This window comes from Chitiniphilus eburneus (genome assembly GCF_005048205.1).
GTDB classification, from domain to species: domain Bacteria; phylum Pseudomonadota; class Gammaproteobacteria; order Burkholderiales; family Chitinibacteraceae; genus Chitiniphilus; species Chitiniphilus eburneus.
The window spans coordinates 1-25,577 of the sequence record NZ_SUMF01000020.1 but is presented as its reverse complement, the minus strand read 5'-3'; the positions used below and the strand labels follow the sequence as shown (position 1 = coordinate 25,577).

The following is a 25,577-nucleotide window of genomic DNA, read 5'->3' as shown; positions in this document are numbered from 1 at the left end:
ACACCTGTTACGCCGACTGCCGCGCCCGCTCATCAGCCATCCTGGCCAGCCTCTCCCGCTGGGCATTCAACGTGTCCAACAGTGACCGACGTTCCTCGGCATCCATTCCGCGGTCGTTGCTCACGGCTTTGATGCGCCGATTGAGTTCCGTAATCTGGCGCCCCACTGCGTTGAACACCGCGCGCTGCCGCAGGCGATTGTCGCCGGCCAGCTCCTGGGCGCGTTCCAGATCGCCCGTGGTCCTGGCCAGGTTGAATGCCGCATACAGTTGATCGACTTGCTTCTGCTGCTCGTAGAACCGACTCAGGTATTTGCCACCGTTCGCATCGCTGTCCTTCACGAAATCGCCCAACACGAACGTATCCCCGATTGCCCTGGCGGGCTTGCCCGGCAGGTCCATCAGCGGCCGGCCGACCAGATCGGAGACATTCAGCGCTTGGGTGCCTAGCCAGCCGAAGTAGCCGCGCATAAGGTGTTCAATGCGCTGCGGGGAGGCGCCGAGCAGTTGCCCCGCCGCCACGGCGCCGGCACTGGTTCGCGCGGTGTAGCGCTCCTCCGGTGGTAGCCGCATCTGCCCTGGGCTGTCGATGGCGCGATCGCGGAACGGATCGCGGTTGAAGCTGGCCTCCATGAACGGCTTGACCAGTTGTGGCGTGGGGTTCATCGCGAGCTGATCGCCAACCACACGGAGCACCGTCTGCGCGAAGTCGCGCGCCTGGTAGTCGTTGCCGGCCGTGGCCAACTCCGCGCCGCGTTCGACCACCGTGCCCAATGCGCCCAGCTCGAACGGCTTGGGGATGTAAAACGCCTTGTCGCCGAGCTTGACCCACCAGTAGGTGTTACGCACCCAGTCCGGTAGCTGCTTGTATTCCTCATCGTCCTGGTTGATCAGATGCAGCGCTACCGATGCCAGCGCCACGGCGCCGGCCACCGTGGCGAAGCGACGCGGGTCGTTCCAGCCACCGCGCCCCAGCTTGTACATGCCCTGTAGGCGCGCGTTCATGAACGGCACAATCTGGGTGAGGAAACGCACCGAGGCCCATTTGCCGGCGCTGGTGAAGTCCATCATGTCGCGGGCGGCATACGACGCTTCCAAGTGGCTCTTGCCGTCGGCACGCGCTTTTTCGTAGAGCGCGGCGCGGTTGACCGTTTCCAGCCGGTCCCCCATCTCCTGATACCAATCCCAGCCCTTGCGGAAAAACGCCTTGACCTTGGCCGGCCCGTCGAGAATCTGATCCGCCTTCACGCCGGAATCGATCAGGCGCTTGGCGTAGGTGGCCTGATCGCCATCGTTGAGCGCTCCGAACCTCACCGCGCCGCCACCGGCAATCAGTCGCGCCAGGGTGTCGCTGCCCTCCCCGGTCGCCTTCCAGCCGTCAATCACGTTGCGTACGGGGTTGTAGCCCATGTCATTGACCGCAATCGCCGACACCATATCGCGGATCAGGTTACGCACCCGGAACGTGGGCGACATGGTGACGCCAGTGGTGAGCAGGTGCTTCATGGTCCGCATGGCCTTCATGGCCGGGTTGTTCCAGCCCTGGTGGTGCAGCATGGTCAACGCATCCAGCACCAGCGGATCGTGCACCTGGTAGTGCTTCTCATGCCCGTCGCGCATCACCCGCACGCTCCCCTTCTCGGCGCTGGTGATCTGCTCGGCGATGCCCGCTTTCTCCGCCGCAGTCAGCGCGCGCTGAGCGGCCAGGTTCTTCATCGATGCCGAAAGCAGGTGCGACCAGTTGCTGAGGGTGTTGGCCAGCAGATCACCCAGCGGCTCCTTGCCACCCTTGAGCTTCTGGAAGGCGCGCTGGCCGACGATGCCACCGATCTGGCCAGGGCCGGCCGTACCGGTGCCGTCCTCTTCCATCACCCGGTAGAACGGAACGTAGAACTCCGATTCCCAGAGTTCGCGGCCCTTGCCATCGATCAAGCCAGCCTCGGTCGCCACATCGAGCACCGCCTTTTGGTAGGCGCGGAACTGCGCGATCGCCTTGGCAAAGGTGCCAGCGCGGCTACGGCCATCGGCCATCTGGCCCTGGTTCAGCGAGGTCAGTGCAGCGATGTCGTCATCGCTGAAAAGGCGTTCCCGGCCTTCGCCCTTGAGTTGCTTGGCACGGTTGCCAGCGATCCAGGCCATGAAGCGGTCATGCTCGCCACCGAGGTCGGCCAGAATGCCCTGAAGACCCTTACCATCGCGTGTCACATCCAGGGCCCCGTCGGTGAGTTTGGGCGGGCCGAACTTGAACACCGATTCCACCGCGCCGTCCGTGCCCTTGGAAAGCCGCGCCTGCATGTAGGCGGTCTCATCCAGGTCGCGTAGTGGGCGGAACTGGTCGAACACGCCCTGCACCACTTTCAGCTTCCATCGGTCGGTCAGTTCGCTGGCCGTCTCGCGGATCGGCCGTGTCCCCGCATAGGTGCCGATCTTGCCCAGTGCAGCGCGCTGGCTGTCGGTGAGGTTGTCCGGCATCGGGGTGTCGTTCCGTTGCGCGAAGCGATCCGCCAGGTCCCAGGCACGCTGGCCAGCCCGGCTGTAGGCGGATGCGGCAGCCGGCATTCCCTCGGCGGCCGGCGCGCTGCGGCCCTCCACATAGCGCCTGGCGCTGGCCAGCACACCCTGGATATCCGCATCGGTCCACGGCATGTCGAAACCAACCTGCCGCAACCAGTTCTTGATGGCCTGCACCAGCCTGGGCCAGAACGGCTGCTGCTGGATCTCGCCGCGTGCGGCCATGTCCGCCAACACCTCTTCCACCGCCAGCGCCCGGTCGTAGCCGTAGCGCTCGATCAGCGCATCGGCGCCTGCGCGCAGCTCGGCATGGCTGTGATACAGGCTGTTGAGCAGCGGGTTCAGCTTGCGGCCGAATACGCCGCGCAGACCGTGGTGACCCATCACCTCATGCAGCAGGGTGAATGCGGCATGTTTCGGACTACGCAGGTTGTCGGCCACCAGGTAGACGCGCCCGTTGTCATAAACGCCTTCCACATCGGTGGCACCATCGCGAGTGATCTGCTGGCGCAGATGGGCCGGCAAATCGTCGATGCGCTGCACCACCGCAATATCCGGCGCGTTCTCCCACCCGGCCGAGCGATTGATCAGCATGCGCTCGACCGTGGCAGCGGGGATGCCGCCGATCTTGCCCTCGGCACGCCGGTACGGCTGTCCTTCAGCGTTGCCCTCGGCATCCGTAGGCGGTACGCTGTCGGTTCTGGTCTGGTCCGCAAATCGACCAACAGGGCGTGGGTTCAGCCTCGACTCCCCACCCGACCCTGGAGCCTCTGGGCTCGCTGGCGGACCGGCTCGCTGAAAGTCGTGTAGTGGTGGTTTCGGATCCTGATCCGATGAGTGCGCCGGTGCTTGCACCGGCTCCCGGGGGCGACCACTCCAGACCAGTGTCCCTTCCGAATTGCCGTTGTCCTGCTGTGCCCGCCAAACTATACTTGCCGCATCCCCGCTATCGTCTTGCGCGTTGTGAAGGAGGGAGCGAGCAATCGCAGTGGCATCCTTCGTAGCGGGGTACTTCCTCATGCTGGCCATCGCCAGTGTCTTGCGTCCTGTCCTCACCTCCTCCACGTACAGCAACGTCCCGTCGTCCAGCCGTTTAAGCCGGCCAATGACATCTTGGCCGCGTTCGTTTTTCGCCCCATAAACACTGGCATCAGGCGTTTCAACGGCGGCTTGCGCGGCGAGAAAATCGCTATCGGTCAGCGGTATTTGGCCATGCTTGTACTCCTTGTCGGTGCCATGCCGGCGAATTGCGTGACGAATCGCATAGTTGTCAGCGGTATGGCGATAGCCAGACAAATCAACCCCAAGGGTTTGCCGCGCTTCGGCTACATCGCTAGCGCTCGCCTGAGCTAACTCAACTTCGATTTTCTCGGTCGCATTATTCTTGGCCGCCTCAAGCGCAACTTGTATCGGCTCTCCCGTAGATCGCTGGCCACCCCGGCTATACTGCGCGCTGGTTCCGCTGGGCAGGCTTTCCGGATCGGTCTTGGTCGGCTGTGCCGGTTTCGCTTGCCCAGCGGGCCGCTCCTGGATTTGGCCCGGCACAATGCGAATGCCCGACCCACGCGCGATTCCCTGCGTCGCCTCGTACTGGCGTACCCGTTCCCCGAAAGGAACCAGATACGGTGCCCGCGCTACCTCCACGCCAGCGGCATCGCGCGCCACGTACTCGCCGCCCTCCTTCGCCAGCGATAGATTCAACGGGTTGCCAGCCGGACCGGCCGGTGCAGCCGGCACTTCGACAGCCGCACCCCGGATCCTGGCCAGCGCCTGCGGGTCGTTGGCCATCCTGCTTCCAGGCGGGAAAACCAGTTCCCCATTGGCCCGGTCATACAACCCGCCCTGTATACCCCGCGCCGACAACGCGGCCCTTACCTCGGCGACCGGCCCCTTGATCCGCACGCCGCCATTGTCGGTGCGGTAGGCCGTCGCCAGATGATCAGGCTGCATCGGCATCTCGCCACGGATCTTCGCCACGGCATCCGGATCGCTGGCGAGGCGGCTGCCGGGTGGGAATACCAGTTCACCGTTGCGGCGATCATAGAGACCGCCCTTGATCCCCCGCTCGGCCAGTGCCGACCGCAGTTGCCCCACCTCGCCCTTGATCCGGATTGCGCCATAGTCGTTACGGTAGGCGCTGGCCAGCGGCCCAGAAACGACTTGCCCCGCATTGGGCGGGGCAAGGTCGGGTTGCTGAGCGGGTGACGATGGATCGGGCGGCAGTTCGGCGGTAGCGGCCGGCAGCGACTCAACCTGGTCGGCAGGCGCCGGCAGCGCGGCGACTTCACGCCCGGGGCGGGCTTGCGCCTCCATGCCTTCGGCAGCCAGCGCAGGGCGGGCGAATGCGCGCGGCTGACCAAGCTCGCCCTCAATGACAGGACCTTCCACGGCGCCTGCAACGGGTTGTGCCGGCGTCACGGCGTTTTCCGGACCCAGCCACTCCCCCTCCAACACGCGCTGCTGCGGTGCCATGGCCGCAGCACGTGCCAGCGGGCCACGCGGTGCGGCCGGCGCGGTCAGCGGATTCATCGGATTCAGTGCCAGGTGCGAAGTGTCGAGCTCCGGCGCTGGCATCGCCACCGGCTGTGCGGCGGCGCCATCCTCCAGCGCAAGTCCGGTGGTGTCGATCTGACGCTCGTAATCAATGCCATCCGGCGCGCGCTCGCTACCCTGCTCGGCTAGTGCCAGTTCCTGCTGGGGTGGCATCACCCGTTCGAATTTGATCGAGCCAGGCGGTGCAGGCGTGGCATCAGTTGCTGCGGCAGGCTGTTCAACCTGGGCGGGCAATTCACTGGCCTGCTGCGGCGCCTCGGTGCGCGACCCTCGCTCTGCGATTCCGCCAACTCCGCCCAGCGGGCCGCCCAGCAGCACCCCACCTGCGGCGGCATTGAGGATACGGCTACGTGCATCGTCACCAGTCGCGTCATAGGTGGGGTCCACACCTGCCCGGTTGGCAATGGCCAGCCCCTCTTGGGCAGCCTCGGTCGCGCCCTCGGCCAAGCCACCTTCGACCATGCCTTTCAGCCCACGCTTGACCACGCCCTGCACCACTTCCTTGGCCGCAGGCGCCACCACCTTACCGACCACCCGCCCCACCGGCAGTGCGTCGAGTGCGGCGGCCGGCGCAGCATATGCGGCGGCCTGGCCCGGATCGTCGGCCCCTGCTTGCCGCTGCTCGTCGTACATCTCGCCAAATTGCTGGACAAAGCTCGGCGCAACCGCGCCCAGCACACCCCCAATTGCAGCGCCCCGCGCACCGCCAAACCGTTGGCCCATGCGCGCACCCGCCGCAGCACCGGCAAGCGACGGCGCCATTTGCACCGCGCTACTGGTGCCCACCCCCTGGGCCCAGTCCGCCGCATCGCCCAAGCTTTGGATATCCTCAACGCGCCCAATGCGCGGCGCGTTGCGGTCTGCTGTTTCGCCCAGCGATTCAGCTACACGGCCGGCAGATTCCTTCAGGCCCTGCGCGCCGACCGCAGTGGCGATACCTTCCACCGCACGCGCCGCCGACTTACCCAGGTTGGCCGCGCCGGACTTGACGCCCTGCCAAACATCGCCAGGCGCATCAGCGGGGGCCGCTGCCGGCGTCGGACCATATTTGGTCCAGGGTGTACCGCCGCTATTGGTCCCGCTGTACTTCTTCCAAGGCTCCGCCATCACGCCTTCTCCCAGTTCTTCGGGTCCGCAGGGTCACCGCCACGGAACCGATATCCATCTTCGACAGATCCCGCTGCCGGCGCTTGCGGGCCGGATGCGATCGGCCGTGTCTCCCCCGTTCGTTGGTTGAAAAGCACAGCCCCCTTCGGCTGCTTGGCACCCATCGCATCCTCACCTCCACCAATCTCAGCAGCTCGCCATTCGTCCACCTGCCCCGGCTGGCGGTAACCCATCAAGATCATCTGGGCGATCATGTTCTTGCGCTTCGAGCCGTCCGGATCGTTTGCGTCGGTAAACCCCGCAAGTTGCCGCTCCATCTCATCGCGCCGGCTCAGGGCCTGGTTCTGCAACTGCTGGCCGCGCGCCTGCGCCATAGCCAGCGGGGAGTCAGGTCGGCTTGCGGCACGCCTGGCCAGATCCTGCTGGCCCAACTGCGCCGCCAGTTCCGCGCCAGTACGCTGGGAACGGATGTCGGTGGAGCCCAGCATGCGCAGCGCCATTTCACTGGGCGTTACCGGGGTGGCTAACCGGTTGGTGTCCATCGCGCCGATTCGCGCCTGGTGCAGATCGCGCTGGAGCTGCGTGCTCCGCTCGAGCTCGCCCACGCGCTGTGCAGTGCGCTCGGCCTGGGTCATGCCGGGGTCACCCTCCCAATGGGCACCCGAAACGTTGCCCTTGGCCAGATCCAGCGCCTTCCCAGGATCGGCAAAATTGCTGTAGGTCGGCGCTTGGCCCGGCTGGTTGATGCGCTGGAAGTATCCTTCGGGAAGCTGGAGCATCTTTTCGCCAAGCGTTTGCGGCCGATCAGGGCGGGGCTCAGGGCTCTTCGTCGGTCCGCCGTTGGCATTGGCAATGGCCTGTTGGGTCTGCGCCGCCCCCGTTGGATTCATCAATTCCGCACGCAGCTTTTCGAGGTTGGTCATGGGCGCAGCAGCAGCCGGCGCCGGCTTTGGGGCGGCCTTCACGTCGTCAAAATTGCTTGCGCCGAAATCGTAGGCCAGCATTCGGCGAGCCATATCACCGACGCTCGTGTCACCCGTGATGTGCTTCTGCGCCAGTGCCAGCGGCGACACTGCCAGCGCAGCCCCGGCCAGGTTCACACCCGAGTTGATGACGCCGCGGCCAACGTCAGAAAAGACGCCAAGCGCACGAACAGCAGTATCTCCCGCTACCCCATCCCCAAAACCGAACCGCCTCTTGCCTGCAATTTCCGGCCCCTCCCGCACTAAAGTAGCGACGTCCCCCAGCCGTTGATCGTATTCATTGGTACCAGTAGCTAGCCCACGTACACCGGCTTCAATCCCAGCACCTGCTGCCGTGCCAACCCCGGCGCGGACACCCTTGGCCAGCGCCTGCGCGGCATTCGACATCGGCGGGGTATTGATAGGAACAGGCGCGGTCGGTGTGCGCTTGATGTTGTCCCACGACAGCATCTCCAGCACTCGGTCTGAAGCCTGCCCAATTTTGCTGGTGCTGGCGGGCGAGGCAATGGCATGACGAAATTGATTCGCACGAGCGCTTACCGATGGGTTGACCGCACGCAATCGATCCGCTGCGGACATGGTGTCGCCGAAAGGCCCCGCACCACCAACATTGGGCTTTGGTGCAGCGCTAGTTTTCGGGATATCAAAATTCCGCAAACGGTCCGCTGCGGTCAACTTGTCGTTGAACGGGTTACCGGCCATGACAAAGCTCCTCAAAAGAAAATGCCCGCTTGCGCGGGCACAAAAAAGGCCCGGATTTACCGGGCCATCTGGTTTTACACACTTAGTCAGCGGGCGTATGCTCGACGCATCCATCCGCACATGTCACTTCAATGTCACGCGAAACTATTTTCTCAGACCGCCTCGTGTTGTGGTTTGTTGGGATTGGGGCTTTGCTTGCTCTCGCTCTGCCTACCATCCAATTTGCTCTTGAAGGGTATTCGCTTGCCAACGTGACAGGCGAAGTACTCTTCTTTGCAGCACTTGCCGCGGCAACGGGGGCTCTGCTGGGTCTACTCGTTTTCGGCGCGACCGTCCCGCTGCTCGCCTGGGTCCAGTATTTCCGCGTCCAACGTGGCCTCTCGTGGTTCGAAGCCGTTGCGATGGTCGTTGGCGGCCTGGCGCTCGCCGCCAGCCTTGCCTACGGCGCGGCGTGGCTCCGCTTCCAATACGGCTGGGCGGCAACAATCTGGGCGGTACTGGTTGCCATCGGCCTGATCTGCACACCGTTCTACATCATTCGCCAGCGCAAGCTGGGCAAGCACATCCGCACCATCGACGGCACGTCGCGGCGCCTGAAATGACAACGCCCCGCTTGGGCGGGGCGCAGAAAAACCATCGTATTGAATCATTGTAAATATAGGACATTGATTGGTAAAGCCCGGATCGTACAAAACCACTAGGCGATGTATATGAGACTAATTTGTCGCTCATGCGGGAAATTATGCAGCGCCAACAAAACTCATTGCCCAAAGTGCAGAAAGAGCCTAGCTGGCGCAGAGCGCGCGCGAGATTTGTGGTGGCAAACCCCTGCGACGCCGAAACCTCACGACCACACAAGCAGTACTCCACCTTCGAAAGTTGCCACAAAACCAATGAGCCAAAAGCCTTCAGAGCAAGGAAGCGCGGAAGGTTCAAAATCCCTTTACCATATACTTGTTGCGTTTGGCTTTGCCATCCTATTTATTGCTCAGTTTGAAAGCAAGTTTTCCACCCTGGGCGCAATCATCCTTTCCCCATTTATTACAGCGATCGCATTTATATTTGGATTTATTGCTTTAATTTTTCTTAGCGCCCCACTACGTGCACTAAGCAAGAAAACTTCTGAATTCGTTGACAAACACACACTGCTATTTTGCCTTACCATTGGGTATTTGTTATTTGCGCTATGCCTTTCATACTAGAAAATTTCGTTTCTTCGTACCAAATTCCATCTACAAACCTAGGCTTTCCCGAACTAAATATCATCCAGATTTTCAAAAACACCAACATCAGGATCAAGGTGCACAGTTCTCGCCAGAAAAAGCCCCACCACTTCGATTTGCTTTCCAAATCGATCCTGAAGCATGGACTTCATAGCCTTGAAGGTGCAACCAGTTGTAATGACATCATCAAAAATTACAATCGATTGGCGTGGAGGGCTCGTCAGCATTGCCTCATCAAAAGCCAGACCCGCCCTCAATGCGTTGATATCCCTGCGAGCCCCGCCATGGAGCGGAGGTCTATTCTGTTGCTGGATTATAATCTGGCGCATATCAAAGTTCGGTCTCGATCCAAAAGATCGGATTAAAACTTGTTCAATCCGGTCATCGAAATTTGGGTCTTGCCGACACTTTGATGAGGGCGTAGGAATAAAAGTCACAGAATCAGAAAATGCTGAACCTATACTCCCCAGAAGTCGGCTAGCCGTATTAATAGCATCTGCCTTATAGCGCCACTCTGGCTTACCTCTTCGCTCCATTGGCTTCTTGAGATTTTGGATCAGGCCATTCATAGGTTTCGAATAGCCATCCCTTGGGAAGTACTCACCAAAGCAATAACATACATCGCTCGCATCAAGGTAATGGTACTGCCTCAGCGATAACTGGTCGATTCTTTCAAGCTTGAACGAGCTCACGCTGAATATCCTCGTATTCGCGAACTCGGATAGCCCCTTGTTCCAAATATTTTTGTGGCCAGGTCAGCTTAGAATTCGAAAAGCAACTATCCAAAATAAATAGCTTCCTGCCTTGATTTAAGGCTGCGCGCGCCTGCGTCAAAGTCCCGGAAGTTTCTCCTGCTTCAATAATTATTGTAGCTTTCGTTAGCGCAGACATTGTAATGTTCCGCTCAGGAAAGAACAGACGATTACCATTAATCCCTTGCTGGGAATACCGTTGTATCGGAACTTGGCTGATCAATAAAAATTCCTTGGCGATCAAGTCCTGAAGCGCCCTATTTTCCGGTGGGTAGTAATGTGTAATGGGTGTGCCAATTACCGCAATAGTATCACCACCGGCCTCAATGGCTGCGGTGTGCGCTGCGGTATCCACGCCCTTCGCCAAACCAGAGACGATTGTGAAGCCGTCCTCCACGAGCTTTTTCACAAGCTTGCGAGTTCGGCGGACTCCCTCCTCAGAAGGGTTGCGAGTCCCCACCACGGCGACACATGGTGTACTGACAAGATCCCACCATCCCCGGTAGTAGAAAAACTCAATGGGGTGAGCCGCGTCCCGAAGCCGCTCTGGGTACTCAAAGCTGCCATTCAAACGTACGCCAAAATTGTCGATGTTGGCCTTTTTCAGATGCTCAAGGATAAGCGGCAGCGTCTGGTTGATCTCCTCTTCCGTTACCAAGTTGGAAGGGAACTGATCAGGGCTTTGGCGGAAGAGGTCAGCAATGGTCTTGAACGAAGCCTTTGTGTGCGACCAGAGGGCTTCGTAAGCCGCCATCTCACGCGCAGGTGAGAACGACAAACGAGAGAAGAGTGCTTCAGATGTGCCCATGGCGTATTCGCTCGCGGAAGACTTACCCCAAACAGAACATTCGTTCTGGTAGGGTGGTATCCAAGCGCATCAAAATCAAGTACTTCCAGTCCCCGCCCCGCGGGGAGTTGGCTTACCAGTACCGATCAAATGCGTCGCATGATCTATCCCCGCTCACGCGGGGAACGTTAGAAGATTCGTCCGCATGGCGCGGAGGTTTACCTGTTCGGTAGGCCAAAATATCCCATTTTGGCAGCCGAAATGCCACATTTCGGAACAGCGAATACTTACCTCAAGCGCATGAATCCAGCAAAGACGCCACTTTCAGCGAGACCCAAGGAAAGAATCTGTTGCGTCAAACGGAACAAGTAGATCAGGCGGAGGCGGCACAAGTTAACGGAGAGGGCCACCGCTTCAACGGATCATCGGACGCAGTAGCGGTCCCCGGCCGAAGCCGGGGTTACTGCTGCGATGAAGCATCATCCCCGCTCACGCGGGGAACGGACTGCGCTAATGGGTATGCCTCAGGGCGGAAGGCTTGCTGAGGAAGGCGTCCGGCAACTGCCCAATATCGACGCCATACGCCTCGCGCCAAACGTCAACATGGTAGCCTCGAACCGTGCCGTAATTTGAATCAAACGTTGCAATCGACGGCAGTCCCAGCTTCCCAGACACCCGCTTCAGCACGCGCCAATCAAAGTGACGGCTGCGATACAGCGCCTCCATTCGCTTGATCGTCGCGTACTGCTGGGATCTATCCAACTCCTGCTCAAGTTGGTTGGCACGGCGCCGTTCCGCAGAAGCCGTCGCCATTGCCGTTGCTTCGCGGCGGGATCCGATTTCCGCCTTCGTTTTTTCAGCCAAGGCTCTCGCCTCGTACTGCTCGGCCCAAGCGCGGGCGGCTGTTGCGGGGTTGGAGAAGTCGGGCAGCGCAGCCGGCTGCGAAACCTGCTTTTCCAGTACCTGCCATCGATCGACAATGGCCTTACGCAACTTGGCGCTGTATCCGGTAATCAACGTCATGCAGTGGCTGTAGTCCAGGGCTATTTCACTAACAAAGCCCCGGGCATCGTGGGATACCATAACCCCTTGAATTTGTTGATTCCCCAGTTTTGGGGAATCTACCCACCAACACATTCTGGTGCACAACGCCTCGAATACCTCCTTGCCTGGCAGTTCAGTTTGGGGCCCCTGCTCGCCATAAAGCCCGATGAGCATCGAACGGGTATCACGCAGGACATGGTCATGCCGCTTTTCAGTCAGCGCGGCCACTTCCAAGCTACTCATCGTGCGCGGCGCACTAAGAGATATCAGGTCCATGGTCACCCCCTCAGTGCTCTTGCAGCGCGTCGAAACGCGCCTGGGCGTCATCAATGTCGGTGACCATCTGGTGCTCAACATAGGTCGCCTCACTAATCAGTACATCGAGCAGCCCCACGACTACAGCGTCCCGGTCACTTGCGAGCCGCTGCACTGCGGCTGCTACTGAACCAATGCGCCGAAGAGCATCGCGAGCCAGGATGGCAGTATCAGATGCCCACCAACCGCCGAGCGCAGCGCTTGATGGGGCTGGTTTGGGCCCAAGTCTTTGGGAATGGTGACAGATGGCGGGCATGCCGCTTGCTGGGTGTCACCAGTGACGTTAAGCTTTTCCATTGGAATTACCTTTCCTTTGCTGGGTGGGGTACTGCCAATCGATGCCCTGGCGCTCTCACCCGCTGGGGCATCACTCTTTGTGGACCTAGGCCCGGTCTGTTGCGTGTTCACGCGTTTCCCTCCTCCTGCTCTCTTCCAGCGTCGCAATCAGTTCGCCGGTCAAGCTGCGATGGTTTTCTGCGGCCCGCCCCTTAAGCCAAGCCTTCAAGTCCGCGGGCATGCGGAAGTTTGTTTGCGGGTCTGCCCTGGTTCCTCGTGTCATTCGCCTTTCCTCTAAATGCCTTCACCACAAAGGCATGCCTTCACTATAAAAGCGCAGCACGCGTCGGTCAACTCTACCGTGAAGGCATTTTTTAAGCGGTGCTATACTCGCCGCATGGCGCAGCTAACCCCCCAAGACGACTACCTCAAGACCGCTCTCCGACTCCCAAGAGAGCTGCACAGCCGCATTCAAGAAGCCGCCGCAAAATCCGGCAGAAGCATGAATGCCGAGTTGATCCACCGACTAGAAAGTAGCTTTCAGCCCACGACCATCGATGAGTCGGCGGTGGCTGACCGCCTATTGATTATGTTGCGTCGCGCTGCTCAGCTTGAGATGGAGTTCGAGCGTCAACAGATGGATCTCGATCTCGACTCCGAGTGATTTAATCAAGTCACTTTCCTCTCTGGCCGCCGCAAGATCGCCGGTGGGCGTTGTTGCGGTTCGCTTGCAACGTTATAAGTCCGGTCCTTCCTCCTCTGTCGCTGCTGACGAAACCAGCTTCCCATATCGCAATCGGGAATCAAGAGCCCGCAAAAAAGAAATTTTGTGAACTAGATCACACTACTCGCGGGCGCCTAACACCCTTCAACTCGAAGTCAATGGGGCACCTCAGCACCAGCCAAAATCTACGCTTCCATCCAAGTCTCACCCGAGCTGGAAGCGCTTCAGGCGGGTTTCGGCCTGCTTATAACGTTGCAAGTGCAGCCACTCTACGGCCAGCCTGCGGTCCTAATCAGGCGTACCAGTACAGTGGGCTACGTGCACGATTTGCGCTTCGATCCAGTTTTTAGCGGCCTTGCTCCACGGCCCGCGTGCAACCGCCGACCGCCCAAAATCTACGCTCCTGCCCAGGCCACTTGCAGTGGGAAAGGTTTCTACACCTCGATGGAGCCATCCTGATCGCGGCACAAGAAAAAGCCCGCGTCAGCGGGCTTGAGCAACGATTTGCACGGGGAGTCGAGGTGCCGGGTACACTTCCCCGCTTTACGCACCTCGCATAGTCCTCATGTCCTCCTACGTCCCCCTCCTTCAAATACTGGTTTTGCCGTTGATATTCGCGGGCCTCATAAAGCTCTTTGCCCTGCTTTTCAAAACCCCAATGCGCTGGCTCCACGCGATTGGCTTTGCATATATCGCCATGGTTTCGTACAGCCTGGTGAACGCCGGCTTGATGAGCGCCGGAGTCCTGCTGCCTTGGCATGTCTGGGTACTTGCTGGTTTGTCTTTGCATCTGGCGATCGCAGTGCCGTTCTTTATGTACCTTGCTGAACTGCGGCCCGGCTGGATCGCCTTGGTTGTCGTTTTGGCAGACCTGATAGTGTTCATGATCTCGACGCAGTTACTTGTCGTGTGGTTTCTGCTGATCAATCAATTCCAGGGCGTATAGGGTCAAGGTCTGCATGTGCAAACTTGGCAGCTACAAACGACTGCGCCCCGCATTAGCGGGGCTCAACATTTCTATCGTACCGAATCATCGTAGATGTCGGGCACAGGCGAGTAAAGCACCTTTCGACATCTCACGTAGGGACGTAGCTGTTTATTTCATCGGTAATATCATTCCTTTCAGCATATGCGGCCAATGCGAACGCAGCACCAAGAGCAATTTTAGTGGTCAATTCGGCGACTTCTTCAATTTCTTTTTCACTGTAGCCTGGGAAAATATCACCGTTTAAAAATCGCCTACTGACCTGGTGCGCTCCGCAATGGGTATAGCTATTCATCGCCCTCCACCCATCATTTTTTAGTTTCGTAAAATAGCCATTTACATTTGGAATGGCCGCATCCAGATCTTTTACCATATCCCCCATCGGCACTTTGAAATTATCATTCTCATAGTTTTCGACAACATCGTTCGTGGCACACTGAGCCAACCACATACCCCTAACAAATGACTCAAACTGCGATCTAACCAAGGAAAAAGCCGATCCAACTGCGCCGGCACGTATCAAAATGGAAATAGCCAAATGATGCTCAAGCGCAACATCGAAGCATGCTATGGCGCATTTATTGGTTTTGATGCCTTGCAGCCCCTCAAGTCTTTCAATTATCCAATAATGAGCACGCATCGCCATGTCTGTTGCTGGTCGTTCGAAGAAGGACATTTCATCGTTCCAGTTGGCCATCATTAACTCAGTCAAATACACCAAAGCCCCGCTTTCGCGAGGCTCTGATTAATTCAACTGAATGCCAGCGGTGCTTTGATCTTACCGAAGAAATATCCGCCCATATTCAAAGCATTAACAAGCGCTATTACAACAAACATTGCTTGCTCCGCAGCAGCAACACGCACCAGAATAAACTTGCAGCGGATCAGTAGTCAACTCGAATGACTTCATCTGAACCCCGACAAAACCACTTTTTTTCAAAACTTCGTTGAATTTCTCCATCAAATCGGGAAGTGCATTTGATACTTTATTAGCCAACTCTTGCTGCTCTTGGCTGTATTCACCAGCTTTGCTCATAAACATCTCCTAGATTTAAGTAAGTTTTATTAAGCGGCCAGTTACCGCAATGCAATCTTAGAACACAGCACCCAACATGCAAGCCCTTACAACGTTTTTTTAATACTCAATTCAACAATGCACCTTAACTTCTTTCTGGCACCGGAATTCAGTTGGCTCAGCTAAATTTCTGTAAAAAAAGCCCGCGAACGCGGGCTTTTTTTACAGCCAATAATCAGTCGTCAATACGTCGTGCAGTTCACGGTATTTCCAAATTTATTGCAATTGGTAAATTTTGGACTATTTGCTGAAGCCGCCGCTTGAGCTGCTTGTTGTGCCGCTAAAGTTGCTCTCAAATTCTGATTGTTTTGTTGCATCAGTTTATATGCTTCAACACAGTCCATTGGCGGGCTGACTTGCCCAAGTCCATTTTTTAACGTGCACTTCTTCGGCGCATTCTGTGCTGCGATGACTTTTTGTTCTTCGGCGGCCTGACGAGCGGCCAAGTCCTGATAGGTCTTACCATCAATGATCGTGTTGTCTACCAGTCGTGGCTGAGATGCCTTGGCATTCGAAGCGCACGGCTTGTCAGAATATTCAACAGTTCCATCCGGCAGCATGCACTTGTTCACAGCAAATGATGTCGGCGCCACTAGGAGCGCCGCCAACATCAAACATTTTTTCAACATGGCACAACCTCTACTTTCTGTCTCAGAAGGAAAGGTTAGTCTTCAGCAGCGTTGTTGCCAAGGACATTCGAGAGCATCTGAGGTAGACACTTGGCCGTAGCATCATGGGCCGTCATGTCCCGACAGTTGTCTGCTGTCCCGCCACAAGCAACTGCGCCCCGCATCAGCGGGGCGCATGAGTTCAAGATTACAGAAACAATGTAGATGTCGGACATTTGCGAACAAAGCACGCGACACTGCCTGGCCAAGCTTCTGAAGAACTGGCCTTTAACGGTGACAGTGGTAATCGCCCGTCTTCCTGTTGTGGTGACAACCATCCTTGTTCAGGCCGCCCGAGTGCGCGAACGCCGTTGCGCTGAACGCGATGCACAGCAGTGCAATGACAAGTCTTTTCATTTCCTTCTCCTGTTGTGGCGCCTGCAATCGAAGGCCGCCAACTATGACAACAGGTTTAAGGTAGTTACCATCGGCTTTACGCACCGTACAGATTGTTTGAGCAAGGGCAAATTTCAGTACCGGACAATCTCACACGCGTGGTCTATATGGTGGGCTCCCTCAGCTCGCCTTATTTAAGCGGGGGGAAATCCTCAAGCGTGAACTTTGGTGGAGCAAAGGTTGGCGGAGTAAAAATTGGTGGAGGTGGAGGTGTATGCGGCCTTTCGACAAATGACCTTTTGGGTTCATATTGGAAAAATCTAATCCCAGTTCTCCGAGTGCTGCCCATTTCTTTTTGCAGTTGGGTTTCTACCTGAGCTGGCACATCCGTGGGCACGCGCCGGCCATAAGAGCCCTTGCCATAGATAGGAAATCCATGTTCATCTACGCCCTTCGGAAAGGGTGCGCCTTTCGGCAAAATAACTCCAACATCAATATCGCTTGATGATGAAAATTTCTTGCCCGTCTCATAGCTCTCACCCGTGACAGAACTGCCTGAAATAATAATTCTACTTCCGCGATATGCCTGAGCCACTCCACGAGTTATATCTCGCGAACTATCAAGATTAACGAATCCCAGTGGATATCCTTTGGCGCGTACTGGTGTATCTATCGGGCTTTCAAATAAATCCCGGCCAGGTTTCCACGACAAGGGACTTAGAACAGAGCTACCCATTTTCGGCGTCATTTTATAGTCCATAAAAAACCTCCTCAGCATCTGAAAGTCATACACTTTTGTTGGAGCTTTCACGATAAATGCTGAGCGATCGTTTGCCGTGGCAATTTATTGATTACCCTCAATAAATTCGCCTTGCTAAACTCTTCTTCATGGGCATTGCGTACACATGAAAAAAGCCCGCAAGTGCGGGCTCGGCAGCTACAAACAAGAACGCCCCGCATCAGCGGGGCGCAACATTTATATCGTATCGAATCGTTGTAGATATCGGGCATGCACAAGTAAAGCCTCAATCGATATTGGCACCGTAGGTACAAGGCTTGCTTAATTTGCCGGGTTGATGTCACGCGAAAACTTTTACTGGAAACGAATTATGCGGAACGGTGTGCTTTAAGGCCCCAAGGCTTCCGGAAACATGGCAACTCCCGCGCAATGGCACTTCGACACGTATCCATTGTGATGTGGGGGAACGGAGATCAATTAATTTTGAGAACTCATCTTCATTTAGTGCGCAAACAGTAGTAGTGCCGCAAACGAGACACAAAAAAACGATGTTTTGAGCGTCAATTTCAGCTTGAATTGCCTCAAGATCATTCAACTTAAAGGAAAAACTCCAAGGTGAGTGCGTAGCTGTACTATATTTCGCAAAGACATGACGATCAGTATTCACAAGATAGTGACCATACTTTTCGCTAGCTCGATTCAGTGCTTTGAAAGATAAGTGTTCGACAATTTGGGTAAGTGCTGCGCCGTGGAATTGATCTTGCTCTTGAATTTTCATTTCATACCCCCCTTGTAAGTTAACCACCGCACTCATGATAGCTCAGCCGCAGACCACAATCACAGGATCGTGGAAGGAACGGCCAGTGTCAGCTGGCCCAATTGATCAACTACACTGAAACCTACGTACACGGGGAAGCTCAGCAGAAGCCCTCTACGGTCTCATGAATGGGCACTTTTCGACAGGGTACGGCCTCGCCTAACCAAGAACTGTTCCGGCGAGCAAAAAAAGCCGCTGGGCCAGAAGGCCGAGCGGCAACGGATCAGAGATTCGGGCCACGGCATGCAACGCCGGACTCTATACTGCGGTTTCATTCTATTCATCAGGCATCCCTGCGTAAACAACCCGCCGACAGCCTCACTCAGCCCAATGGACCTCATCACCAAGATTCTGCTTCGCCAATTTGCACCTCCAGTGATGCTCATGCTTCTCAGCCTGGGAACATCACACCTTGGCCGCCTTCTTGCTGCATCCCAGTACGTTGCTGGCATGGCCGCGTTTGCGCACTGGGCCACAATTGGCCTTCTGCTCTGCTCTCTGTATCTCCTGCTGCGTGGTACTTGGCGTTTGTGGTTGCAACATAGGGGCACCGACAACGCCTGCTGGACCTGCGGCGGGCCTACTGAACTTCGCAGCGGGCGATACAGCCTGCACTATCGCTGTCTGCTGTGTGGTGACAACCGTTCGATGTGACCCCTTTATGAGGCGAGGCCTTCGTTCCCAAGCTTCCCCATCTGCAACTGTGCCTCATCAAGCTCACTAGCAAAGCAGTGCTCTACATCCTCGGTGAGCCAACCCGCCACATCAAGCATGGGTCCCAATAGCGGATCACCGGCTTGGTGCAGCTTGGTAATCACGTTGATTGTGGTGGCCATCATGCATGCGTATCGGTGGGCGATGTTGGCAGCGTCGTAGCGGCGACTGGCCATCGCACAAAGCGTGGCGCGGTTGATGGGGTTGGTGCTGGTCATGGCTGGGTCCTCGGCTTTTTGTTGTGGAGGTGGTTGCGGACAATGGTGATTCTGCGCTTCCCCCTTCCCATACCAGCACTGCACTGCTTCACTCGCGCGGCATAAGTCATGGGGGGCGATCACCGTGAATGCAGTGTCTCCTACCCGTTCCAAAAGTTATGCCGACCTCGGTCGCAAAATTCCCTAGCCCACCGCTGTGCAGTTCACCGTCGCCGGATTGGTCTACGCCCACACATGGTGAATCCAGTTGATCGTGGTGATATCGAGTTCACCGAAACCACCCACCGAGCGTAAAGGCAGGCCGCTCAATGCGTGGGGCCCCGTGTCGGGTAGCGCCATGAACGGGCGCGCGGCGAGTAGCAGCGGCGCCGGGAAGCCTGCGGGTTGCTGGTAAGGCGGCGTCACCACCAGTAGCGTTTCTCCGGCCGGTGAAGTGAACTGCCCCAGCACCCAGGCATCGTGCACTCCGTCAGCATTGCTGAGCTGCATTTTCAGGGGTTTCATGGCCCCATCGGTGTCGAGCAGGAAGCCGTGGCAGCCGATGTCGGCCGGGCTAGACCACTTGCTGAGCCGGTTGCCGATCAGCAGTGCGGTGCAGTACCAGCCATCGTCGATCCGCTGCCGGCAGATCAGTTGCTGGGCCCAGGGGTTGAAGGGATAGTAGGCGCGCGGGTAGTCGTTCTCCCATTCACTGGCAGGTACCACCATGTAGAGGCTGGGCTCCCAGGTGGCGCCATAGCGGGTGACCAGCACATTGGCGTGCTGCATACGATCCAGCGCTGTGTTGGCTTGGTCATCGGGCACCAGCGCGAAGCGCGGGGGCTCGATCAGCGGGGTGGGTATCTGTGCGCCACGTGGTGCACCACTGGTCCAGAGCGTGACGCCGGCGAAGTCCCCATCGGGCAGCAACGATGCCAGACCGTAGCAGACCCCGGCAAAGATCAGTTGTCGATCTGCATCGAGCAGATCCTGCACCACCGAGGTGGGTGCGCCATAACTCACGCCGTAGGTATGGTTGGCGATGGTCAACGGATAAGCGAGCTGAGTCACCCAGCGTAACGGGGTGTGTTGCGGGGCCTGCGGCATCCAGGTGGAGTCGGCGAAGGCAAACACTGCCGGGGGCAAGCTGCAACTGTTGACGCTGACTGTGGCGGGCGTGCCGGCGATTGCGGCCTGGGCATCGGCCACCCAGGCATCACGTTCGGCTACCAGCGCCGGCGTATCTTCAAATCCGTCCGGTGGCAAAAAGTCAGACACCACTCCTTTGATCGCATCCACAGCGGACAGGATGTAGGGCGGCATCTCGGCGATGGTGAATTGGGTGCCGGTAAGGTCTCCATGCGGCACGACGCTGCGGCATATCCTGCCCAGCAGCGTGCCGTCGGCACTCATGGACGAGCTGTCGGTATGCACTTCCAAAGTCGCGATCATGCCGTTGACGTCTGTTTGGGGGTAGCGCTGCGTGCTGCGCGATTGCAGCGAGGTGGTCGTACTGGTCCCCTGCTGTAGTGCAACCCCGAGCGTATGCACGCCGCGCTGCATGCAGTGCCCCAACACCATGAAACCAGGACCTGGATAGGAGAGGACTGGGATAAGCGCCTTCGCACCATCAGCACTGGCCAGGGAGACTGACGCCGCACCGAAAATGTTATTACCGACCGCGATGGCTGCCTGCACCGGCGTGCCATCTGCCGCAGTGCCCCACACCGCGCTGAGCGCGTAGTAGTAATTCGGCGCCTCGAAAAACGTCTGCGGTAGCTGCACCACCTCGCCGTCGGCGGTGACGATGCCAGCGGTGCTGATCGCGAACTGGGTGCTGCGATCTTCGGTGTGCAGATGGATCAGGCCGCGCGTCATGCTGCTGGCGGCGCTCAGGGGGACATATTGCTGATAGGCGTTGTTGATCGGCGTCTGGTCCACCAGCCAGTCGCTGGTGCAGTAGGCAGCGCCCTTGGCGAACGGCCCCGCCGTGGCCTGGGTATGCTCGCGGACCGGGCCCACCACTACGCTGCCGAAGGGCAAGCTGTAGGGTTTGCCGACCACGCCGCCCGGATCGGCGTCACCAAACGCCAGCGCCTGACCAGCCCCCTGGATCTGCGCCACGCACTGCCCTTGGTGGAAGCGCAGCACGGCCGACTCGCCGCTGAACGCCAGCCGTCGCACGCCGGTAAAGCGCGGGTTGCCCAGCAGGACGGTCTGCGCGACGCCTCGCACGTGGGCGCGGGTGGCCTGCACACCGCCCAATACCAGGATCCTGGGCATCAGAACTTGAACTCCGTCACCTGCGCCACCCCAGCGATGGCAGAGGATGCCGCGCCGGCCGCGCCACCCAGCGTCTGCATCGCGGCGGCCAGGGCGCTGATCCGGCCCTCGTACCCCGAAATCGCCGTGGCCCGCACCTGACCTTCCTGCTGCGCCAGCACCTGGTTGTACTGCATCAGCGCAGTGGCCAGGGTACGGTCGAGTTCAGCGCGCAGCCGATCCTGTTCGACGGTGAGCTGGGCCGCTTGCACCTCTGTTTGATTGTTGGCCTGCGCCCCCTGCACATACGCCTCGTAGGCCGCCACCTCAGCACGCAATGCGCTGGTCCTGGCATCGACCTGGGCGCTCGCCGCCTGCACCGCGGCGGCATGGGCCCGCACCTGCTCGCCGAACACGCTGGCCTTGCTCTGTTCGCCGCGCCACAGGGCTTCGTAAAGCCGCACATTCAGCTCGTTCTGTGAATAACGGGTCGCCTCGGCCTCGACCTTGGCGCGATAGACATCGACGCGCGACCGATTCACTTCGGTCACCAGTTGCACCCCGCGCATCAGCTCGCTGTAGAGCTGTACCTTCATCTGCTCGGCGCGCAGCTCGGCCTCCCAGGCCTGCAACTGCTGGGCATTGATATCGACCTTGAGGCGTTCGGCCTGGATCTGCTGCGCGTAGACCTCGATGCGCCCCAGCGCGGTCTGCCGGTCTTCGGTGTAGGCGGCCAGCACCGTGCGTAGCTGTTCGTTGCGGGCGTTGTAGCGCTGCACTGCGTAGGCCAGTTGCGCCTGGGCCGCCTCGATCTGCATGCGCTGTACCTGCAAGGCGCGTTCCATGGCCATTGCGGCGTAGCGCTTGAGCAGGTCGATGAATTGCAGGCCGGTCGCCGTCACCTGCAATTGCTGCTGCTGCAACTGATCGGCGCGCTTGAGGGTGAGATCACGGTTCAGTTCGGCCACGGCACCAGCGGTAGCGCGCCCGACCTCGGCCAGGGCGCCCGCCAGCAACGGCGAGGCGACGCGCAGCCCGCGCGCGCTGAACTGGTTCGCCACGTCGTCGATGGTCCGCGCGCCCTCGCGCACCAGGCGATCACGCCCGGCCTCGAACAGCCGGTGGCCGTCGTCCAGGTTGTCGCCGCGCCACAGCGCCTGCAACCAGCCAGCGAATTCCTGTTCGGTCAGCGCCATCTCAAACTCGCGCTCGACGTCACCCACCGCAAAATGTGGTACCGGCGGCAAGTCGTCGGCCAGCCGGTACGCCTCGGGATCCAGATCGGTGAGCAGCACGGTCGGCGCGCCGGGAATGCTGAGCGCGAGCGCATCCGGCCGGGCACCGAACGAAACCGCGGGCGCGTTGGGCAGGCCAACGTCGTACACGATGGGGGCCTCCACCTCGCCCATCGGCACCAGGTTCGGCATAGTGGGCGCGGTGGTCTGCGGCGCTACCGGCAGCTCGGCGGGGAATGTCACGCCATCCAGGGGATTACCGCCGTTGGCCGGCTTAAACGCGTCGATCTCCTGCCGTTGCAGATTGAGCACGCCCGGGGTGAACGACGGCACGAACTGGCGGAACTCGCCCGGCACGAAGATCGGCGGGCTGGTCGCCACCGACTGGATCTGCGAAGCCGCAGTGGTGATCTGGCCCGAGATCGCTGCCAGCGAGGTCTGGGCGCCATCGATGATGCTGCCGGGATCGGCCATTATTTGGATCTCCTGGTGTTGGACACGCCGACCAGCACGTCGAGCGCGCGCAGGTGCATCGCGCCGCCGGTCCCGGTCAGCCGCAGTTGCCAGCGTCGCCCGCGCGCGCCACGGCCGAGGGTGATGCGCTGGGTATGGTTGTTGGGGTGGTAGGCCACGCGATAGGCGTATTCCCGCCCATCGACGATGCTAGCCAGATCAAGGTCGGCATCGAGATCGGCATCGATGAACACCTCGCGCACGGTCTTGGTCGCCGCCAGGTCGAAATCGGTGGCTGCCGTCAGCAGCATCGCGGCGGCATGATTGGCACCATCCAGCGTGCGGTTACTGGGACCGAGTGCCAGCACCGTGCCACCGGCGACGACGGCGTAACCTGTCGCATCGAGCGAGTGCCGGGCGATGGCGCCAGACGGGCCCATCAGATAGCCATGGCGCCGCAGCGTGGCGCGAAACCGCAGCCAGCCCAGCGGCACGGGCACTTCGCCGGCGAAGGCATATTGAACGGTGGCGGCGGTGATGAACTCGGCGCCCGGCGGCGGCAACACGCCCGCCAGGGTCAGTTCCTGGCGCCCCGCAACGTCGAATGCGCCCGACGGCGCCGGCAGTTGCGCGGCGATCCGCCACTGCGCCCCGGCCACCAGTTCGATCGCACCCTGCGCCGCGGGAATCAACCCTGCGAGCAGAAACAGGCTGCCGGCAGTGCCGACAAACGACGCCGACGGTCCAGGAACCGTGCCCTGGATCACCCACTGGCTGGTAGCCACCACCTCGAAAGCGCCCACCATGCCCGGCATCTCTCCGGCCAGGTGCATCCCACTATCCCAGGTGGGCGCCGGCACCGCCGCGCTGAGCAACCAGCCATAGCTGGACCAAGCCGCAGTGGGCGGATCGATGGCGGCCGCCAGGGTGTAGCGCTGGAGGTTGGCCGGCAGCACCTCCCACTGCCCGGTTGGCTCCGGCGTGGTGCCGGCCAGGGTGATAGGGTTGGGCTCCACCGGCGGCGCATCGCTCATAGCCGACTCCTCAGGCGCCGCCCATCACGAACGAGCCGCCGACGATGGTCTGCGGCGCACCGTTGACCACCGTCGTGGTCGCCCCCTGAAAATCCCCGCTGCCCACGCCGAACGAGCCGTCGATGCGGAAGATGCGCGGGTGGGTCGGATTGGCGGTGTCGTCGTCGGCCACGGCACCGACCGCACGCGCCCACACTGCCGTGCCACCGGCCAGCGCGGTGCCGGACCATACCTGGGTGGCCAGTTTGGGCAGCGCACCGGCGGTGGCGGCGCCATACAGCAACCCGTTGGCCGCATTGACGCCACCGGCCATATTGGCCGTGGTGGCCGTCAGACCGCCACCGGCAGTGGCGGCGACCACCTTGGCATTGCCGCTGGCGCCGACGCCCGGCATGGCGTGGAGGGTGATGGCGGGACCGCTGGCGGTGGCATACACCACTGGCACCGCCTGGCTGGCGTTGATCTGCTGCGCCACCAGCCCCGCCGTGGTGGCCAGATCACCGGCGAACTCCACTGTCGCGCCCAGCACCTCCTTGCCATCGTGGGTCACCGACGTCAGGCTGCCAGCGCTGCCGCCGAGGGTGAGGGTGCCAGTCGGGCACACCTCGGCCACGCGCACCGCACCGGCCGCGGTGATGACCGCCAACGGCGCGGCGCCGGGCGCCAGATCGGCGTTGGCCGGGCGCGAACTGCCGTAGATGCGGATCTCGCCGCCACGCAGCGCCTGCTGCAACGAGCCGCCGCAGGCGAGAAACTGACGCAGATGGGTATTGAGCTTGAGTGCCATGGGTTATTCCTCGATCGAAAAGATGAATTGCCAGCCGCGGGACAGGGTGACCATGGCCCCGGCGGCGCGGCGTCCCGCGGGGAAGGTGTAAACGTCGGCGGTGAGATTGGTGACGGTGCCGTCCTCGGAGACGTGCAGCACGCCGGACTCGGCGACCAGCAGCACGCCTTCGGGCAGCCAGCCGTCGCCGTGGCGCAATTGCTGCGGGCCGAGCGGGGTCGGGTTCTGGTGGTGCACGGATACCCATGCTAGGCGCACGAGGGTGGCCTGTGCGGCATCGTCGCCGGTCAGCAGCCACAGGCCACTCGAGGTCGCCACCAGCAACCCGGCACGCAGCCCGGCCAGCGCGGTGACCGGGTGTTCGAGCCGGTAGCCGAGCGTGCTCCACAGGTGCGGCAGATACGGCGCGGACACCACCACCGTGTCATCGACGGCCACCGCCAGTCGCGCACCCCACACCGCCACAGCCCTACCAGCGGGGAGCGGTCGTAGCCCGGCCGTTTCCAGCACCGGGCCAGCATCGCCCAAGGCGATCAGGCGAAATTCGGGCAGATCGATCGGCCAGGTGCCGCGCAGGAACAGCTCGGTCCCATCCTGGGTAGTGAGATAGACGCGTGCGGCCACGGCGGTCAGCGGTGGCGGCACGGTATGGCGCAGTGCCAGGCCTCCCGGAACGTCGAACAGGACGCGGAATGGCTCGGCATGGCTCTCGCGGCCATCTGCCAGCACCCAGGTCGCCCCCAACTCGTACTGGCCGGGCGGGATGGAACCGGTCACGCACTCGGCCTGCGGCAGCGGCGCATCAACGGTCCATGGCCGCGCACCGTCGGCATCGATCCGCAGCATGCGCTGGCCATCGGTGAGATAGGTCGCATCGGCCAGTACATCGCCGGCCAGCCAGTCGCCGGTCAGTTCCGTTGCCAGTACCTGGCCATCGTCAAGGCGATGCAGTTCGCCATTCTCGGCCAGCACCAATTGCACGCGGCCACGGCAAAAGCTGGCCCTCGTCGCCGCGCCGCCCCATGCCACCATGGCCGGCAGCGCCTCAAAGACCCCGGCTTGGGTAAAGCAGCCATCCAGCGCGTCCGCCACGTAACCGGCGGGCAGTTCCTCGGGTGGCGATGCATTGTGGACGCCGCGGAACCCCCGGTAGGTCAGGTCGGCGCGTCGCATCAGAACACCCACCCCGCGCGCACGCGCACGTCCATATCGCCGCCCTCACGCTGCTGCACATCCAGCCCGAGGCGGATGCGGCTGACGTCGCGCTCCACCCAGGCGCCGACGGTGCCCGAGTTGGCGC

The 25,577-nt window shown here is 60.1% G+C and carries 22 protein-coding genes; 4 read left to right on the top strand and 18 right to left on the bottom strand.

Annotated elements, in window-relative coordinates:
• Positions 1-7: 7 nt before the first annotated feature.
• Both FAZ21_RS14675 and FAZ21_RS14670 read right to left on the bottom strand, forming a co-directional pair.
• On the bottom strand, positions 8-6,169 hold the full coding sequence (locus tag FAZ21_RS14675; protein WP_136774197.1) for an LPD38 domain-containing protein: 6,162 nt from the start codon (positions 6,167-6,169) through the stop codon (positions 8-10).
• A complete protein-coding gene (locus FAZ21_RS14670; RefSeq protein ID WP_136774196.1) occupies positions 6,169-7,854 on the bottom strand; it encodes a hypothetical protein in 1,686 nt (561 codons plus the stop codon). The genes FAZ21_RS14675 and FAZ21_RS14670 overlap by 1 nt, the downstream gene beginning before the upstream one ends.
• 131 nt (positions 7,855-7,985) lie before the next feature.
• Here FAZ21_RS14670 and FAZ21_RS14665 point away from each other — a divergent pair, with 131 nt between their 5' ends.
• Positions 7,986-8,456, top strand: a complete 471-nt coding sequence (locus FAZ21_RS14665) for a hypothetical protein (RefSeq protein WP_136774195.1) — start codon at positions 7,986-7,988, stop codon at positions 8,454-8,456.
• Between the two features lie 653 nt (positions 8,457-9,109).
• Here FAZ21_RS14665 and FAZ21_RS14660 read toward each other — a convergent pair.
• From FAZ21_RS14660 to FAZ21_RS14650, 3 genes are all read right to left on the bottom strand, one after another.
• A complete protein-coding gene (locus FAZ21_RS14660) occupies positions 9,110-9,769 on the bottom strand; it encodes a phosphoribosyltransferase (RefSeq protein WP_136774194.1) in 660 nt (219 codons plus the stop codon).
• Positions 9,750-10,637: a DNA-processing protein DprA gene (locus FAZ21_RS14655; protein ID WP_136774193.1), complete on the bottom strand. Its 888-nt coding sequence runs from the start codon at positions 10,635-10,637 to the stop codon at positions 9,750-9,752. The genes FAZ21_RS14660 and FAZ21_RS14655 overlap by 20 nt, the downstream gene beginning before the upstream one ends.
• Positions 10,638-11,126: 489 nt before the next feature.
• Complete coding sequence (locus FAZ21_RS14650; protein WP_169307419.1) at positions 11,127-11,936, bottom strand: Rha family transcriptional regulator; 810 nt, start codon at positions 11,934-11,936, stop codon at positions 11,127-11,129.
• Between FAZ21_RS14650 and FAZ21_RS20340 the strand changes: the two genes are divergently transcribed.
• Entirely contained in the window at positions 11,935-12,105 is a 171-nt protein-coding gene (locus tag FAZ21_RS20340) for a hypothetical protein (RefSeq protein ID WP_169307418.1), read from the top strand. The genes FAZ21_RS14650 and FAZ21_RS20340 overlap by 2 nt on opposite strands.
• 252 nt (positions 12,106-12,357) lie before the next feature.
• On the opposite strand, the gene FAZ21_RS21290 is transcribed toward FAZ21_RS20340, so the two are convergent.
• Positions 12,358-12,534, bottom strand: a complete 177-nt coding sequence (locus tag FAZ21_RS21290) for an Arc family DNA-binding protein (RefSeq protein WP_136774191.1) — start codon at positions 12,532-12,534, stop codon at positions 12,358-12,360.
• A 15-nt stretch (positions 12,535-12,549) separates the two neighbouring features.
• On the opposite strand from FAZ21_RS21290, the gene FAZ21_RS21120 reads away from it, so the two are divergent.
• Together FAZ21_RS21120 and FAZ21_RS14635 are read left to right on the top strand one after the other, a co-directional pair.
• Positions 12,550-12,915: an Arc family DNA-binding protein gene (locus FAZ21_RS21120; protein WP_136774190.1), complete on the top strand. Its 366-nt coding sequence runs from the start codon at positions 12,550-12,552 to the stop codon at positions 12,913-12,915.
• Between the two features lie 625 nt (positions 12,916-13,540).
• Positions 13,541-13,921: a hypothetical protein gene (locus FAZ21_RS14635; protein ID WP_136774189.1), complete on the top strand. Its 381-nt coding sequence runs from the start codon at positions 13,541-13,543 to the stop codon at positions 13,919-13,921.
• Positions 13,922-14,051: 130 nt separating this feature from the next.
• Here the strand turns inward: FAZ21_RS14635 and FAZ21_RS14630 are convergent, their stop codons facing one another.
• The 12 genes from FAZ21_RS14630 to FAZ21_RS14575 form a co-directional block, all read right to left on the bottom strand.
• On the bottom strand, positions 14,052-14,636 hold the full coding sequence (locus FAZ21_RS14630; RefSeq protein ID WP_136774188.1) for a DUF6988 family protein: 585 nt from the start codon (positions 14,634-14,636) through the stop codon (positions 14,052-14,054).
• A gap of 135 nt (positions 14,637-14,771) precedes the next feature.
• Entirely contained in the window at positions 14,772-14,996 is a 225-nt protein-coding gene (locus tag FAZ21_RS14625) for a hypothetical protein (protein ID WP_136774187.1), read from the bottom strand.
• A gap of 221 nt (positions 14,997-15,217) precedes the next feature.
• Positions 15,218-15,664, bottom strand: a complete 447-nt coding sequence (locus FAZ21_RS14620; protein WP_136774186.1) for a DUF4124 domain-containing protein — start codon at positions 15,662-15,664, stop codon at positions 15,218-15,220.
• Between the two features lie 267 nt (positions 15,665-15,931).
• Positions 15,932-16,060: a YHYH domain-containing protein gene (locus FAZ21_RS14615; RefSeq protein WP_136774185.1), complete on the bottom strand. Its 129-nt coding sequence runs from the start codon at positions 16,058-16,060 to the stop codon at positions 15,932-15,934.
• 169 nt (positions 16,061-16,229) lie between these two features.
• Positions 16,230-16,799, bottom strand: coding sequence for a hypothetical protein (locus tag FAZ21_RS14610; RefSeq protein ID WP_136774184.1), 570 nt, complete (start codon positions 16,797-16,799; stop codon positions 16,230-16,232).
• 319 nt (positions 16,800-17,118) lie between these two features.
• Positions 17,119-17,556, bottom strand: a complete 438-nt coding sequence (locus tag FAZ21_RS14605; RefSeq protein ID WP_136774183.1) for a hypothetical protein — start codon at positions 17,554-17,556, stop codon at positions 17,119-17,121.
• A 698-nt stretch (positions 17,557-18,254) separates the two neighbouring features.
• A complete protein-coding gene (locus FAZ21_RS14600) occupies positions 18,255-18,527 on the bottom strand; it encodes a hypothetical protein (protein ID WP_136774182.1) in 273 nt (90 codons plus the stop codon).
• A gap of 222 nt (positions 18,528-18,749) precedes the next feature.
• On the bottom strand, positions 18,750-20,789 hold the full coding sequence (locus FAZ21_RS14595) for a hypothetical protein (protein WP_136774181.1): 2,040 nt from the start codon (positions 20,787-20,789) through the stop codon (positions 18,750-18,752).
• Positions 20,789-22,477: a coiled-coil domain-containing protein gene (locus tag FAZ21_RS14590; RefSeq protein WP_136774180.1), complete on the bottom strand. Its 1,689-nt coding sequence runs from the start codon at positions 22,475-22,477 to the stop codon at positions 20,789-20,791. Before FAZ21_RS14590 ends, FAZ21_RS14595 begins: the two co-directional genes overlap by 1 nt.
• Positions 22,477-23,490 carry a hypothetical protein gene (locus FAZ21_RS14585; protein ID WP_136774179.1) on the bottom strand — a complete coding sequence of 338 codons (1,014 nt, stop codon included), beginning with the start codon at positions 23,488-23,490 and terminating at the stop codon, positions 22,477-22,479. The genes FAZ21_RS14590 and FAZ21_RS14585 overlap by 1 nt, the downstream gene beginning before the upstream one ends.
• A gap of 10 nt (positions 23,491-23,500) precedes the next feature.
• Positions 23,501-24,277, bottom strand: a complete 777-nt coding sequence (locus FAZ21_RS14580; RefSeq protein WP_136774178.1) for a hypothetical protein — start codon at positions 24,275-24,277, stop codon at positions 23,501-23,503.
• Positions 24,278-24,280: 3 nt separating this feature from the next.
• Complete coding sequence (locus FAZ21_RS14575) at positions 24,281-25,450, bottom strand: hypothetical protein (RefSeq protein ID WP_136774177.1); 1,170 nt, start codon at positions 25,448-25,450, stop codon at positions 24,281-24,283.
• Between the last annotated feature and the right edge of the window lie 127 nt (positions 25,451-25,577).

Bases quoted from the DNA above. Each gene is read 5' to 3' on its own strand.
- FAZ21_RS14635 (WP_136774189.1), top strand. From the start codon at position 13,541: ATGTCCTCCTACGTCCCCCTCCTTCAAATACTGGTTTTGCCGTTGATA.
- FAZ21_RS14675 (WP_136774197.1), bottom strand. From the start codon at position 6,169: ATGGCGGAGCCTTGGAAGAAGTACAGCGGGACCAATAGCGGCGGTACA.
- FAZ21_RS14670 (WP_136774196.1), bottom strand. From the start codon at position 7,854: ATGGCCGGTAACCCGTTCAACGACAAGTTGACCGCAGCGGACCGTTTG.
- FAZ21_RS14655 (WP_136774193.1), bottom strand. From the start codon at position 10,637: ATGGGCACATCTGAAGCACTCTTCTCTCGTTTGTCGTTCTCACCTGCG.
- FAZ21_RS14610 (WP_136774184.1), bottom strand. From the start codon at position 16,799: ATGGACTATAAAATGACGCCGAAAATGGGTAGCTCTGTTCTAAGTCCC.
- FAZ21_RS14600 (WP_136774182.1), bottom strand. From the start codon at position 18,527: ATGACCAGCACCAACCCCATCAACCGCGCCACGCTTTGTGCGATGGCC.
- FAZ21_RS14605 (WP_136774183.1), bottom strand. From the start codon at position 17,556: ATGAAAATTCAAGAGCAAGATCAATTCCACGGCGCAGCACTTACCCAA.
- FAZ21_RS14580 (WP_136774178.1), bottom strand. From the start codon at position 24,277: ATGGCACTCAAGCTCAATACCCATCTGCGTCAGTTTCTCGCCTGCGGC.
- FAZ21_RS14585 (WP_136774179.1), bottom strand. From the start codon at position 23,490: ATGAGCGATGCGCCGCCGGTGGAGCCCAACCCTATCACCCTGGCCGGC.
- FAZ21_RS21120 (WP_136774190.1), top strand. From the start codon at position 12,550: ATGCCTTCACCACAAAGGCATGCCTTCACTATAAAAGCGCAGCACGCG.
- FAZ21_RS14665 (WP_136774195.1), top strand. From the start codon at position 7,986: ATGTCACGCGAAACTATTTTCTCAGACCGCCTCGTGTTGTGGTTTGTT.
- FAZ21_RS20340 (WP_169307418.1), top strand. From the start codon at position 11,935: ATGGTCACCCCCTCAGTGCTCTTGCAGCGCGTCGAAACGCGCCTGGGC.
- FAZ21_RS14575 (WP_136774177.1), bottom strand. From the start codon at position 25,450: ATGCGACGCGCCGACCTGACCTACCGGGGGTTCCGCGGCGTCCACAAT.
- FAZ21_RS14615 (WP_136774185.1), bottom strand. From the start codon at position 16,060: ATGAAAAGACTTGTCATTGCACTGCTGTGCATCGCGTTCAGCGCAACG.
- FAZ21_RS14650 (WP_169307419.1), bottom strand. From the start codon at position 11,936: ATGGACCTGATATCTCTTAGTGCGCCGCGCACGATGAGTAGCTTGGAA.
- FAZ21_RS21290 (WP_136774191.1), bottom strand. From the start codon at position 12,534: ATGACACGAGGAACCAGGGCAGACCCGCAAACAAACTTCCGCATGCCC.
- FAZ21_RS14620 (WP_136774186.1), bottom strand. From the start codon at position 15,664: ATGTTGAAAAAATGTTTGATGTTGGCGGCGCTCCTAGTGGCGCCGACA.
- FAZ21_RS14590 (WP_136774180.1), bottom strand. From the start codon at position 22,477: ATGGCCGATCCCGGCAGCATCATCGATGGCGCCCAGACCTCGCTGGCA.
- FAZ21_RS14625 (WP_136774187.1), bottom strand. From the start codon at position 14,996: ATGAGCAAAGCTGGTGAATACAGCCAAGAGCAGCAAGAGTTGGCTAAT.
- FAZ21_RS14630 (WP_136774188.1), bottom strand. From the start codon at position 14,636: ATGTCCTTCTTCGAACGACCAGCAACAGACATGGCGATGCGTGCTCAT.
- FAZ21_RS14595 (WP_136774181.1), bottom strand. From the start codon at position 20,789: ATGCCCAGGATCCTGGTATTGGGCGGTGTGCAGGCCACCCGCGCCCAC.